This window comes from Helicobacter sp. MIT 11-5569 (genome assembly GCF_000765695.2).
Taxonomy (GTDB): Bacteria; Campylobacterota; Campylobacteria; order Campylobacterales; family Helicobacteraceae; genus Helicobacter_D.
Genome location: NZ_JRPB02000002.1, coordinates 175,953 through 189,173 on the forward strand (window position 1 = coordinate 175,953; position 13,221 = coordinate 189,173).

Here is a 13,221-nt window from a genome sequence, read left to right on the forward strand (position 1 = left end):
ATGAGAGATTCCGCATTTTATCGCTTTATTAGCACACAATTTGACAGCATAGAAGCAAAGCTTTTCTTATGCGGAATTATATTGCTTATTTTTTATGGCTTTGCAATTTTGGTGTGTTTGCTTCTCCAAAATGGCTTAGGCGATAAACTTCTAAGCATTGTTTTAAGCTCGCTGATTTTTGGTAGAGCTGCTGGAATCTCCTTAGCTTTAGCGTTAGAATTAAGCACATTTTGGGCGATTATTCTTAATATTTATATTGAAAACACAATGGTTCTTATTCTTTATCCGCTGTTTGTGTGGAGTATTCAAGGAATGCGCACTTTTCAAAGAGCAGAAAGGTTTTTTGATTCTTTAAATCAAGTGGCGCAAAAATACGAAAAATTGCTTAAGAGATATGGAATCATTGGTTTATTTTTGTTTGTATGGTTACCCTTTTGGCTCACAGGTCCTATTGTAGGTGCGGCTATTGGGTATTTTATGCGTTTAAAGGTTTGGCTAAATCTGTTAATCGTTCTAAGCGGGACAAATCTTGCGATTTTATGTTGGGCATATTTGTTGGAGCGTTTGGATTCTAAACTTAAATATTTTGGGCAAAACACAATGTGGGTTTTACTTGGAATCTTTATAAGTTTAGCAACCTTTGGCGCAATTTTTGCAAAATTTAGACAAAAAGGAAAAAAATGCGATTAATTTCTTGGAATGTCAATGGCTTGCGTGCTTGTATGAATAAAGGATTTATGGAGTTTTTTAATGCAATTGACGCAGATATTTTTTGTATTCAAGAATCCAAAATGCAAAAAGAACAAGCAGATTTTAGCTTCCCAAATTACGAAGAATATTGGAATAGTGCGGAGAAAAAGGGCTATTCTGGCGTTGTGATTTTTAGCAAGCAAAAGCCTTTAAGCGTAGAATATGATATGGGGATTGCCCACCACGATAAAGAGGGGCGTATCATCAAAGCAGAATATAAAGATTTTTATCTTGTCAATGTCTATACTCCAAATTCTAAGCGTGAGTTAGAGCGATTAGACTATAGAATGGAATGGGAAGATGATTTTAGGGCGTTTTTAAAACAAGCAGAATCCAAAAAGCCTGTGATTGTCTGCGGGGATTTAAATGTCGCGCATAAAGAGATTGATTTGAAAAACCCAAAAACAAATCGTAGAAATGCTGGCTTTACTGATGAAGAAAGAGCAAAAATGAGCGCGCTTTTAGATTCTGGTTTTACAGATACTTACCGCTACTTTTATCCCAACAAAGAGGGGGCTTACACTTGGTGGAGCTATATGGGAAAAGCTAGAGCAAACAACACTGGGTGGCGGATTGATTATTTTTTATGCTCTAAAATTTTGGATTCTAAACTCAAAAGTGCTAGCATTTATCCAGAAATTTTAGGAAGCGACCATTGCCCTGTGGGATTGGAGATTAATGCGTGTTGATATTGATAACCAAAGCAAAATCCCGCTAGATTCTGCATTTTTGGAATCCTTAGAATCCCTATTTTTAGGCGTTTTAGAAAATTTAGAATTGCAACACAAAACATGTGAATTATTGCTTGTAGATAATACAACGATACAAGCACTTAATGCGGAATTTAGGGGAATAGACACGCCAACAGATGTGCTATCCTTCCCTTTGGAATCCGAGTTTTCTCCTTTGCTTGGAAGTATTGTTATCTCTGTAGAATACGCGCAAAAAGCCGCAACAGAGCTTAAACACAGCCTAGAAAATGAAATTGCCTTACTTTTTATCCACGGAATCTTGCATTTAGCGGGTTTTAATCACGAAACAGACAACGGCGAACAAAGAGAAAAAGAAGCGGAGCTTGTAGAGCACTTCCATTTGCCTACAAGTCTGATTGTGCGCACACAAGGTTAAATATAAGGTAAAAAGGGTTAAAAATGCTAGGAAAAACACATATTAGCTTTGCGCTTGGACTTGGTGCATTAAGTGCGATAGGTTTTTCTGCACTTTCAAATACCCCTTTAAACCCAAAAGACCTTAGTGTTTTTTATGGAGCGGTAACCTTAGGTGCTTTATTGCCCGATATTGATGAGCCAAATTCCACGCTTGGTAGAAAAACGATTGGAATCTCAAATGCGATTAAAGCACTCTTTGGGCATAGAGGGCTAACGCATAGCATTACTTTTATCGTGTTTGTTGGAATCCTATTGCTAGTTTTAAGCGTTTTTGGTGTTGAGGCTTTACAAGGGATTCCGCTTGTGAATAGTTTTGTCAAAGATTTAGATAGCGCAACGCTAGAAATTTTCATTTTTGGAATCCTGCTTGGCTGCGTGTTTCATCTCTTTGGAGATATGCTAACAATTAGTGGCGTGCCTTTGTTTTTGCCATTTAAAACACAAAATTATCATCTCACGCCTGCATTTTTGCGCTTTAAAACAGGTGGAATCTGGGATTATGCAGTAGGTGCTTTTTGTCTTAGTGTTTTTGGGATATTAAATGTAATGTATTTTGGATTTAGATAATGCGTGCGAAAATTTTGTTACTAGAAGATGATATGGCGTTGCAAGAGATTATTGCGGAATGTTTAGAAGAAGAGGGTTACGCGGTTGTTTGCTGTAATAATGGTTTAGACGCAGCAAACAAAGCCTATGAAATGGATTTTGATATTTTATTGCTTGATGTAATGGTTGCCGGACAGAGCGGGTTTGAAGCATTGCGCGAGATTAGAGAGAGCGGAAAAGACACGCCCGCGATTTTTATTACCGCATTAAACACATTAAAAGACTTAGAAATTGGCTTTAAAAGTGGCTGTGATGATTATCTTAAGAAGCCTTTTGAGCTTTCAGAACTTTTATTAAGAATACAAGCGCAACTCAAGCGCAAAGGCAAAAATACTATCTTTGATTTTGGCAATGGCTATTGCTTTGATAGCAAAACAGAAATATTATATTTAGACAATAAAATCCAAAAAATCCCCGCAAAAGAAAGGGAGTTATTAAAGATTCTACTAAAGCATGAAGGAGAATTTGTAGCCTTAGAGCAGATTTATAGTGTATTGTGGGGATATGATGAAGAGCCAAGTGAGCTTAGCTTGCGCGTGTATATTAAGAATCTACGCCATATCGTAGGAAAAGATAATATCCTAACAAGGCGCGGTGAGGGCTATTGCTACAAAAAAGCATAAAAAGGGTATAAAAAGGTTCAAAATGCAAAAAGCGCAAATAGATGTCAGTAAAAAAACCGCTTTTAAGATTCTCGCATTATATATGCTAACAAGTTGCGTGTTTTTGGTGGTTGTATTTTATGGTTGGTATCAGACAAAAAAGGATTCTATCCTAGAATCTAAAATCAATGCACTTTTTGAAAATGCGCATACTTTGGTTGTGTATTTGTATGAACAATCTCAAAATAACCCCGCAAAAGCCTTAGATTACAAAGAGCTTTTTAAAAGCGCGTATAGAGAACTTGGGATTCCTTTTTTGCTGGTTAGAGACAATGGAGAAATTATTTTTAGCGCGTTAGAAGAGATTAACACACCTAATCAAGTGCGAGAAATTTTAGATGCGCAAAGCTTCTTAAAAGCATCAAACCACAGAAGAGATAAAATCGTATTTGCTGATACAGGAATGTATTTCATCACACAGCGTGGCGGGAGATTTTGGCATTTAATGCAACGCAATTTTAGAGACAAATCTTCAAATGCAATCTATATGCTAGTGTATTCAAAAGGCATACAATCCGAGCTTTACGCGCTTTTAGGCGTGATTTTTGCAAGCTTTATCGGCGCGCTTTTAGCGATGAGCGTGGTTGCATATTTTTTACTCTCTCTAAGCCTAAAACCCCTAAGAGAGAAAATCCAGCATTTAAACGCGTTTATCAAAGATTCCACACACGAGATAAACACACCTTTGAGCATAATCTTAATGAGCATTGAGCGGATTAAAACGCAAGAATTAAGCACTGCAGAGCAAAAAAAGTTTGAACGCATAAAGCTAGCAGCGCAAACATTAGAGCAGATTTACCAAGATTTGCTCTTTAACGCATTTGATGAAGCAAAAGATTCAAAACTTGAAACAATCGCCCTAGAAGCGTTAATCGCAGAGCGTATTGCATATTTCGAGCCTTTTTTTAAGCAAAAAAATATCGCAATAACATTTTCTCTAAAAGGCTGCACCAAAAGTAGCATTAGCGCAAACCATAGCAGAATCTCACGCGTAGTGGATAATCTCCTTGATAATGCACTAAAATACACGCAAAATGGCGGAAGCGTGGAAGTAACCTTAGGACAGAATTTTTTACGCATAAAAGATAATGGTTGTGGGATAAATAAAAAACATCTTGATAAGATTTTTAAACGCTATTATCGTGCTAATGCAGACCAAGGCGGATTTGGAATCGGACTTGCCTTAGTGCAGCAAATTTGCGCACTTTATAAAATCACAATCACATGCACTAGCGTAGAGGGAGAGGGAAGCACATTTCAATTAGAATGGTAATTCACCTTTTTAACTAAAAGTTGGAATAGTAATTGCTTAACACTTTGCAAAATACTTTTTAAAAGGATTGCAAATGTTACGTTCATTATGGTCAGGTGTAAGCGGTATGCAAGCACATCAAGTTGCATTAGATGTTGAGTCAAACAATATTGCAAACGTTAATACTAATGGTTTTAAATATGCAAGAGCAGATTTTTCTACAATGATTAGTCAGACAAAACGTGCTGCTACGATTCCTTATGCAGGATATGGAGGAGTGAATAATTATTCTGTCGGTTTAGGAACAGGGATTGAAACAACAACTAAAGTTTTCGAACAAGGTTCTTTGCAAAATACAGATAGAAAAGGAGACTTGGCACTAAGTGGTCAAGGATTGTTTGTTGTTAGTAACAATGGCGGATATTCTAATATGTATACTAGAGATGGTGCTTTTATGTTTGACGCGGTTGGAAACTTCGTTAATACAAGCGGATTTATCGTGCAAGGTTGGGTTAGGGATTTATCTAAGCTAGGTTGTGCTTGTGGTGGGGATGCTTTAAACAGAGTGGATTCCACAGGTCCGGTTGGGAATATCACGATTGACCCACGTCTTACGATTCCAGCGAGAAAGACAAGTGTGGTTACAGGGAATATCAACCTAACAAGTGGTAATAAAACAGAAAACATTACTTGTCCAAGTCCGCTAGATAGCTCTGGCTCAAATAACTATATCGCAGGGGGATTAGATAGAGTTTATGATACAAGCGATAAACAGCATGAGATTCCTAAAGATATGGGTGTAATGTTTAATGAGTCAGGAGAGGCACTACGTCTCCAAGAAGGGCAAGGGGTATGGATTAGCTACCAAACAGCGACATCAAGACCTATCGACATAGGCAACAACCTTGGCAATGGTCCAATTTCTACTACTGTAACGATTAATGGTGAAACAATCACTTGGACAAATGATACTACTGCAAATGGCACTAACCATTTATTAGCTGCTCAAAGAGCGATTAATAACTTCAAAGACAAAACGGGTGTAGAAGCGATTATTGAAAATAATAGGCTTATTTTGCAAAACAAAAACCAAACTGATGGAAGTGAGAAAACTAAAAATATTGATGCAAGTGGTTTTGATAATGGAATCTTTAATGGTGGTGGATTTGTGCAAGGAGCTCCTGGAGATTCCACATCTACCAAAGTTACAACTGCTTTTAGATATGAGTATAATCAACAAACAACACCTAATTTAGATGCTGGGAAGTTTAGAACCACAGAGGATTTACGCGCAATCATGCAAGCAGATGCAAATCGTGTGAAGATTTTTGGTGGGGATTCTGGTGCATATCAAAGGGCTGCTAGCAATGGTGCAACCAATGCAGCAAATGGTCCAGGTAGGATTCCAGATTCAGGCTCTCAACTTGCTCCAACTAGGGGTCCAAATAATATCGGTTTTAATAATAGTGCTTATGGGGTCAAGGTTACTTTAAATAGCTTAGGGCAATTTGAGATTATGAACAAAGATGATGGTCATAAAGCAGATAGTGCAAACTCTACTGGGGTAATCGGAGATGCAGCATTTGATAGCTTAAATATTTTTGTCTCTGCATTCCATGATGCAAATACCTCAAGCAATGTCTTGTTTAAAAACCAAATGAAAGCGATGAATACAGGTGTGTTGGTCGAAGGTGGGCAAGTAACAACAACTTCTGGCTTAAGAATGGCGACATTTGCACAAACGATTGATATTTATGATAGTTTGGGTAATAAACACGAATTTACAATGCAGTTCCAAAAAGAAGGAACATCTGAGTGGAGCTTCCGTATTATTGTCCCAGAGCCTGCTGAGCTTATTGGTTCTACTGCACAACGCACTAATATTTTAGAAGGAGGTAGCATTACCTTTGGAGAAAATGGAGAGTTATTAGGAGTAAATCCATCTACGATTCAGTTTAAACCAAACTCAGGAGCTTCTTCTCCTCAAAATATTGAATTAAACTTTGGAAAAGGTGGTGGATTTGACGGGATTACAAGCACAGCTAGGGAATCCCAAGCGCAAAAAGTCAATGGAGATGGCTATGCTTCTGGAGTCTTAAAAGAGTATTATTTTGACAAAACAGGAACAATGATAGGAAGCTTTGATAATGGAGTGCATCTCGCTTTAGCACAAGTAGCAGTCGCGACATTTGCAAACTATGAGGGCTTGCAAGAGAGCGGAAGCAATTTATACGCAGAATCCGCAAACTCTGGGCAAGCAACTATCGGAACAGCCGGAACAGGTGGGCGCGCTGATATTGCAGCGTCTAAACTTGAAATGAGTAACGCAGACTTATCTCGAGGACTTACACAACTTATTGTCGTCCAAAGAGGATTCCAAGCCAACTCAAAATCTGTAACCACAGCTGACCAAATCCTAAATACACTGCTAGGCTTGAAGCAGTAATTTTAAGGTAATGCGCTAACGCAAAATCCCTAACCATAGCCAACCAAGTTTAACTCTTTGGCTGGCGTGAAGTAGCAATCTTCTTTAGCCCCTAGATTCTATCTTTTTGGAATCGTGGGGCTTTTGTTTTTATAAATTGTAATTATTTTATATATATTTTACAGGCGTTTTAAATCTATTTTAAAATTTATTTTAATATAGTTTTAAGCTAGAATTAACCTTACAAAATTTCAAAGTCGCAAGCTATTACAGGTATTTTAGAGAAGAGATTGATAAGAAAGCAGGTATAACAAGGATTTAATTTTATGAGTAAAAAAGATAGCATAAAAGAAAATATCGGAACACTAAGAGCGTTTGCTATATTATTTTTAACTTCAATCTTTGGTGTTTTGGGATATGCTGTAGCTAATTTTGAATCTTTGGACTTTTTTAAAATGTTTGCAGGAATTATAATTTTAATTTTTTTTAGTTTCTATATTTGCTTTTATTATTAAAAAACATAGAGAGCAAATAAAATTATTGGAGGAATTAGAATAATGATAAATGGTATCATCTTAATCGTATCTAGTCTTATTGCATTGGGCGTTTGCGTTTGGCTTCTAGCTAAAAGTATAGCTAAAGAATAATATTAATAGTTTTCTCTGAAATGTAGGATAGGCTTTTATGTTTCAAAAGATAAACTCTTTTAACTAAAATCAAATAAACTCTGCGAAGCTCATTACATAAAAACCGCAAAAATGAAAATGCAACGCGCTTATGCTCGGTTTGGTTATTTTCTTGCCACTGAATTTGGCGCGAAAGATACAAATCTAAAAGAATTGTAGGAATAAGCTTCGTAGCTTTTGCAAATCTCAATAAAAGGCTGTTTTGAGTTGATTTGGAATCCTACTTTAAGCTAGTATAATGCACTAAATATTATAGTATTAAACTAAATAAACTTGATATTAGTAGTATAAACTTTATTGATTTTTTTGTATTTTTTGCTATAATGCGCCAAAATTTTTTAAAAAGGATTAAATTATGGCAAAGCATACTTTTCAAACAGAAGTGAATCAACTCTTAGATTTGATGATACATTCTTTGTATTCTAATAAAGAAATTTTTTTAAGAGAGCTTATAAGCAACGCGTCAGACGCGCTTGACAAACTACAATATTTAACACTAACTGATGAAAAACTAAAATCCCTTAGCTTCACCCCAAAAATTGATATTTCCTTTGATAGTGAGAAAAATATTTTAACCATTAGCGATAGTGGAATCGGAATGAACGAGCAAGATTTGATTGAGAATCTAGGAACGATTGCGAAAAGTGGGACGAAAAATTTTCTCTCCAAACTTAGCGGGGATAAGAAAAAGGATTCCGCGTTAATTGGGCAATTTGGTGTGGGATTTTATTCTGCATTTATGGTTGCAAGCAAAATCATTGTAACAACCAAAAAAGCTGGAGAAGAACAAGCTTATGCGTGGATTAGCAATGGAAGCGGAGAATTTGAGATTGAAAAATGCGAAAAAGAGTCGCATGGAAGCGAGATTAAACTTTATCTCAAAGAGGACGAAAAGGAATGGACAAGCCGCTGGAGGATTGAAGAGATTATCAAAAAATATTCTGACCATATTCCATTCCCGATTTTCTTGCATTACACAGAGACCAAAAGTGAGGGCGAGGGTGAGAGCAAAAAAGAGATTATAGAAGAGAAAAATGAGCAAGTGAATAAAGCGTCTGCGCTTTGGCGTGTGGCGAAAAAGGACTTAAAAGACGAGGAATATAAAGAGTTTTATAAAAATTTAAGCTATGATTCTAGCGATCCGCTTTCTTGGATTCACACAAAAGTAGAGGGGACATTAGAATACACGACTTTATTTTATATTCCGCAAAGTGCGCCTTTTGATTTGTATCGTGTGGATTATAAAAGTGGTGTGAAACTCTATGTCAAGCGCGTGTTTATCACTGATGATGATAAAGAGCTTTTACCGCCTTATTTGCGCTTTGTGCGTGGGATTATTGATAGCGAGGATTTGCCACTTAATGTAAGTCGTGAGATTCTGCAACAAAACAGAATCCTAGCAACAATCAAATCTGCTTCTACAAAAAAGATTTTAAGTGAGATTGAAGCTTTGCAAAAAGATGAAGAAAAATACAAAACTTTTTATAAAGAGTTTGGCAGATGTCTAAAAGAGGGAGTTTATAGCGATTTTGAAAATAAAGAAAAGTTGTTAGAGTTTTTGCGCTTCCAATCTAGCAAGAGCGAGGGGGCAGAGATTAGCTTCAAAGCATATAAAGAACGTATGATTGAGGGGCAAAAAGCGATGTATTATCTACAAGGCGAAGATTTAGAGCTACTAAAAAATTCTCCTTTGTTAGACGCGTTTAAGCAAAAAGGGATTGAAGTGCTATTCTTTAGCGATGAGATTGATGGAATCGTAATGCCAATGGTAGGCGAGTATGACAAAACACCATTGCGCGCGATTACTTCTAAAGAGGCTTTGGAGGATTTGGGCGAAGTTAGTATTGCAGAAGAAACGCAAGAGAAATTTAAGGGCTTATTAGAAGTGTTTAAACAAGCTTTGGGTGAGGAAGTGCAAGAAGTGCGCTTAAGTGCTAGATTAGTCGATGCACCTTCATGCGTAGTAGAGCCTGAAGACCAAAATAGCGCAATGCTAAAAATGATGAAACAAATGGGCGCAATGGGTATGGGTGGTGATATTCCAGAGCCAAAGCCGATTTTAGAGCTTAATCCAAACCATAGCATTTTAACGCGTCTTTTAGAAAATCAAGAGAGTGAAAAAACAAAAGAAATTGCGCATTTGTTGTTAGAGGAAGCAAAGTTGCTTGCGGGTGGTAAGCTTAAAGATGTGAATGCGTTTGTCAAACGCTTAAATACGCTTTTGCAAGAAACACTTTAAAAACATTTGCCAAAGAAGCGTTAAAACCAGGAAGCACTAAAACAAAGAAATGTAAAGTAGTGCTTTAGCTTGCAAAAATCTTCTTATAAGATTCCATAATGGAATCTTATAGCCACTTTTTCTTTTTGAAATACAAAATAGGAAGCACAGTTGAGATTATCATCACGCCTAAAACTATCGGATAAGAATAAGTCCATTCTAGCTCGGGCATATGTTGGAAGTTCATTCCATAAATCGTAGCAATCAGTGTTGGAGGCATCATCGCGACAGTTACAACGGTAAAGATTTTAATCGTTTTGTTTTGTTCGATGTTGATTTGGCTAGAAAAAAGCGTTTGGATATTATCTAAAATATTCATATTAACATTTGTAAATTCTACAAGAGAGTTAATATCTTTTAGCACGATTCCTAAGCCTTTTTTTACTTCTAAGTCGGCTTTGTTTGTGCGCAAAAGTGCAGCGATTGCAAGCCTTTTATCAAAAAGACTATCCCGCAAACTTAAGTGCATTTCTTGCAAGATTGATAGATTTTCCAAAATATCATCACCTAATTTTTTATCAAACACAACAGCGCGGCGCAAAAGGCGTGTTTGCTTAGCGATACTCTCTAGCATATCCGCGTCTTTTTCGACACGCAATTCAAAGATTTTTGCGATTAAATCAAATCCATCTTCAAAGTTTTTTGGGCTTGCAAGCACGCGTTGTTGGATTTCATCAAAGACTTTAAATTCACTATAACGCACTGTAAAAAGGATATTATGCGTAATCAAAAAAGTAATGGTCTCGTTGTGTAGGGTATTTTCTTCATTAGGGCGCGTTAAAAAGTAGGTGTTAATCGTAACTGTTTCACTGCTTTCCCAATAACGCGCGGATTCTTCGATTTCTTCCCTTTCTTCTTTGGTTGGAATATCTAGTAAGTAAGTTTTGGAGATATAGGCAATCTCTTGTGCGCTTGGGTGTAGTAAATCAATCCATAAAATATCTGCACTAACTTCAATGGCTTCAATGGAATGTATGCTCTCTCTAACAACCATTCCATTGCGTTTAATAAATAAATTTAACATTATCGCTCCTTATGCCTAAAGGAGGATAACCTCCTTTAGTTTTTGTGGGTTAAAATAATCGAGGGTTCGTCCATTTTCTTATGCTCTTTTGTCCAAAACTTCAAACGCTGGTAAAACTTCACCTTCAAGCAATTCTAAGCTTGCTCCACCACCTGTTGAAGTAAAGCTCATACTATCTTTGTTTCCTGCTCTATCTACTGCGTCTGCTGTATCTCCACCGCCAATAATGCTATATGCATAAGTATCAGCAATAGCATGCGCAACGCTAAAAGTTCCGCGTGAGAATTTTTGTGTTTCATACGCCCCTAGCGGTCCATTCCAAATAATTGTTTCACAATCCTTAATCACTTCATTAAAGAGTTTCACGGTTGCTGGTCCAATATCTACTGCCATTAATCCTTCTGGAATATCTTGTGCAGGAATAATTTTAATCGTTTTTGGGTCTTTAATATCATCGGTTGCGACAACATCTACGGGTAGATAAATTTTTACCCCTTTTTCTTTTGCATTTCTTAGGATATTGCGCGCATCTTCTAGGAGATTATCTTCTGTTAAAGATGCTTGTGTATCATAACCAATAGCTTTTAAGAAAGTATTGCTCATTGCCCCACCGATAATAATTTTATCAACAACATTTAAAATAGAATTTAATAAAGTGAGTTTGGAAGAAACTTTAGAACCACCAACAATAAGCAGCAAAGGGCGCAAAGGATTAGAAAGAGCAATTGCAAAAGAGTCAATTTCTTTTTTTAGAAGTAAGCCCGCGACTTTTTCTTGTGTATATTGTGCGATTCCATAAGTGGAAGCGTGTTTGCGGTGAGAAGTTCCAAAAGCGTCATTAACATACACATCACAAAGCTTTGCAAGCTTTTGAGAAAGCTCTGGGTCATTTTTTTCTTCTCCTGCATAAAAGCGGATATTTTCTAACAGCACAATACTACCATCAACAAGCGTATTTAAAGTAACTTGTGCATTTTCTAAACTATCGACAAATACAACATCTTTTGATAGCAATCTCTCTAGGCGTTTTAGAATATGTCTTAGGGAAAACTCTTCGCTTTTGCCCTCTGGTCTTCCTAAGTGGCTTACTAAAATAATGGATTTAGCACCATTATCAATACAATAATTAATCGTTGGAATCGCTTCGCGGATTCTTGTATCATCGCTAATATTGAGTTCGCTATCCATAGGAACATTGAAATCTACGCGGATTAAAACACGTTTGTCTTTAAGGCTAATTTCGCGGATACTTTTTGTATTTTGCATTTTTTGGATATTTTCACTCATTTTTATCCTTTTTTCTAAGAGAGTTAAAAGAATCTTAACTAAAAATGCCTTATGAAAAAGTGAAAAAAATCTTAGTTTTGTGGAATTTTAATTTCAAATCCTTTTTTGCCTTCTTGCAAAAGTGTAATGCTACCATTGTGTGCTTCAATGATTTGTAAAGAAAGTGCAAGCCCTAAGCCATTGCCTTTAAGTTTTGTGCTTTTAAAGGGTTCAAATAAAATTTCTGGATTTTCTATGGGTTTGCCATTATCAAAGATTCTAAAGGTTGCAAACTCTGAATCTTTGGTGTATTGTAATTCTACGATTCCTTTTTCTTGGTCGTTTTCTTCAATAGCGTCTATTGCGTTGAATAAGAAGTTTTGTAACACAATACAAAGAAGGTCAAAATCTGCTTCAAAAGTATCTTTTGCAAAATCAAAATGAAATGCAATATCCTTTGTATAAGTGTAGTGGCTAATAGAAGTATTAAGCTCATCTTCTATATTTTGTGGATTAATTTCTACCTTGTTGCAATGCACGCCTTTAGAAAAAAGTAGCGTTGCTTTGACAATGCGTTCAACTCTCCAAATAGATTTTTTAATCTCTAAAACAAGAGATTTGTTTTTAAGCTCTACGCGATTAATAAGTGTAGAAGCAAGCAGGGCAACAGAACCTATTGGGTTGCGGATTTCATGGGCTAAATGTGCAGAGATTTGCCCCATAGAGGCTAAGCGTTCTCGCCTTTTTTCATCAGTAATATCTGTCGCAGAAATAATGCGTTTGTTGAGCTTTTGGCTAGATTGGACAAGATAAACTTTATTAGTTTCTAGCTCGATTTCTTGGCGTAATTCTTGTGAAAAATCAAGTTTATCTAAAATTTGTGGAATCTCGCAAGCTAAGCTATTTTGATAAAAGATTTCCCCTTCTTCTTCTAGCACCCAAATAGCAGTTGGCAAAACATCTAGCACTTCTTCAAAAAGGGCTTTTAGCTCTACAAATTCTTTTTCGACTTCATAAGTTTGCGTGATAAGCTCTTTTAAGCCTTTAGCGAAAGATTCCTTATCGCTACTGCTTAGAGATTTTAATAAATTTTGGTCAATCAC

At 36.4% G+C, this 13,221-nt stretch carries 12 protein-coding genes; 9 read left to right on the forward strand and 3 right to left on the reverse strand.

From position 1 onward, the window contains the following. The 9 genes from LS70_RS03115 (at window position 1) to htpG (ending at window position 9,789) form a co-directional block, all read left to right on the forward strand. Window positions 1-690 carry a small multi-drug export protein gene (locus LS70_RS03115; protein WP_161594697.1) on the forward strand — a complete coding sequence of 230 codons (690 nt, stop codon included), beginning with the start codon at window positions 1-3 and terminating at the stop codon, window positions 688-690. Further along, window positions 681-1,439, forward strand: a complete 759-nt coding sequence (locus LS70_RS03120) for an exodeoxyribonuclease III (protein ID WP_034289893.1) — start codon at window positions 681-683, stop codon at window positions 1,437-1,439. Before LS70_RS03115 ends, LS70_RS03120 begins: the two co-directional genes overlap by 10 nt. Continuing rightward, a complete protein-coding gene (gene ybeY / locus LS70_RS03125) occupies window positions 1,429-1,878 on the forward strand; it encodes an rRNA maturation RNase YbeY (protein ID WP_034289896.1) in 450 nt (149 codons plus the stop codon). Before LS70_RS03120 ends, ybeY begins: the two co-directional genes overlap by 11 nt. A gap of 23 nt (window positions 1,879-1,901) precedes the next feature. Next, on the forward strand, window positions 1,902-2,486 hold the full coding sequence (locus LS70_RS03130; protein ID WP_034289899.1) for a metal-dependent hydrolase: 585 nt from the start codon (window positions 1,902-1,904) through the stop codon (window positions 2,484-2,486). Then, window positions 2,486-3,148: a response regulator transcription factor gene (locus LS70_RS03135; RefSeq protein WP_034289904.1), complete on the forward strand. Its 663-nt coding sequence runs from the start codon at window positions 2,486-2,488 to the stop codon at window positions 3,146-3,148. The genes LS70_RS03130 and LS70_RS03135 overlap by 1 nt, the downstream gene beginning before the upstream one ends. Window positions 3,149-3,170: 22 nt before the next feature. Continuing rightward, complete coding sequence (locus LS70_RS03140) at window positions 3,171-4,460, forward strand: sensor histidine kinase (protein ID WP_081949786.1); 1,290 nt, start codon at window positions 3,171-3,173, stop codon at window positions 4,458-4,460. Between the two features lie 73 nt (window positions 4,461-4,533). After that, the gene (gene flgE / locus LS70_RS03145) at window positions 4,534-6,885 is read left to right on the forward strand and encodes a flagellar hook protein FlgE (RefSeq protein WP_034289906.1); all 2,352 of its coding nucleotides are present in this window, start codon (window positions 4,534-4,536) and stop codon (window positions 6,883-6,885) included. A 305-nt stretch (window positions 6,886-7,190) separates the two neighbouring features. Further along, a complete protein-coding gene (locus tag LS70_RS03150) occupies window positions 7,191-7,379 on the forward strand; it encodes a hypothetical protein (protein WP_034289909.1) in 189 nt (62 codons plus the stop codon). Window positions 7,380-7,905: 526 nt separating this feature from the next. Beyond that, a complete protein-coding gene (gene htpG, locus LS70_RS03160; RefSeq protein WP_034289915.1) occupies window positions 7,906-9,789 on the forward strand; it encodes a molecular chaperone HtpG in 1,884 nt (627 codons plus the stop codon). 106 nt (window positions 9,790-9,895) lie between these two features. Here the strand turns inward: htpG and corA are convergent, their stop codons facing one another. The 3 genes from corA to LS70_RS03175 form a co-directional block, all read right to left on the reverse strand. After that, window positions 9,896-10,852, reverse strand: a complete 957-nt coding sequence (corA, locus tag LS70_RS03165; protein WP_034289917.1) for a magnesium/cobalt transporter CorA — start codon at window positions 10,850-10,852, stop codon at window positions 9,896-9,898. Window positions 10,853-10,930: 78 nt separating this feature from the next. Next, window positions 10,931-12,139 carry a phosphoglycerate kinase gene (locus tag LS70_RS03170; protein WP_034289920.1) on the reverse strand — a complete coding sequence of 403 codons (1,209 nt, stop codon included), beginning with the start codon at window positions 12,137-12,139 and terminating at the stop codon, window positions 10,931-10,933. Window positions 12,140-12,210: 71 nt separating this feature from the next. Further along, on the reverse strand, window positions 12,211-13,221 hold the full coding sequence (locus LS70_RS03175; protein WP_034289923.1) for a sensor histidine kinase: 1,011 nt from the start codon (window positions 13,219-13,221) through the stop codon (window positions 12,211-12,213).

Excerpts from the sequence above, each read along its gene's own strand:
- LS70_RS03140 (WP_081949786.1), top strand. The coding sequence starts at position 3,171 with ATGCAAAAAGCGCAAATAGATGTCAGTAAAAAAACCGCTTTTAAGATT.
- LS70_RS03120 (WP_034289893.1), top strand. The coding sequence starts at position 681 with ATGCGATTAATTTCTTGGAATGTCAATGGCTTGCGTGCTTGTATGAAT.
- htpG (WP_034289915.1), top strand. The coding sequence starts at position 7,906 with ATGGCAAAGCATACTTTTCAAACAGAAGTGAATCAACTCTTAGATTTG.
- LS70_RS03150 (WP_034289909.1), top strand. The coding sequence starts at position 7,191 with ATGAGTAAAAAAGATAGCATAAAAGAAAATATCGGAACACTAAGAGCG.
- flgE (WP_034289906.1), top strand. The coding sequence starts at position 4,534 with ATGTTACGTTCATTATGGTCAGGTGTAAGCGGTATGCAAGCACATCAA.
- ybeY (WP_034289896.1), top strand. The coding sequence starts at position 1,429 with ATGCGTGTTGATATTGATAACCAAAGCAAAATCCCGCTAGATTCTGCA.
- LS70_RS03135 (WP_034289904.1), top strand. The coding sequence starts at position 2,486 with ATGCGTGCGAAAATTTTGTTACTAGAAGATGATATGGCGTTGCAAGAG.
- LS70_RS03170 (WP_034289920.1), bottom strand. The coding sequence starts at position 12,139 with ATGAGTGAAAATATCCAAAAAATGCAAAATACAAAAAGTATCCGCGAA.
- LS70_RS03115 (WP_161594697.1), top strand. The coding sequence starts at position 1 with ATGAGAGATTCCGCATTTTATCGCTTTATTAGCACACAATTTGACAGC.
- corA (WP_034289917.1), bottom strand. The coding sequence starts at position 10,852 with ATGTTAAATTTATTTATTAAACGCAATGGAATGGTTGTTAGAGAGAGC.
- LS70_RS03130 (WP_034289899.1), top strand. The coding sequence starts at position 1,902 with ATGCTAGGAAAAACACATATTAGCTTTGCGCTTGGACTTGGTGCATTA.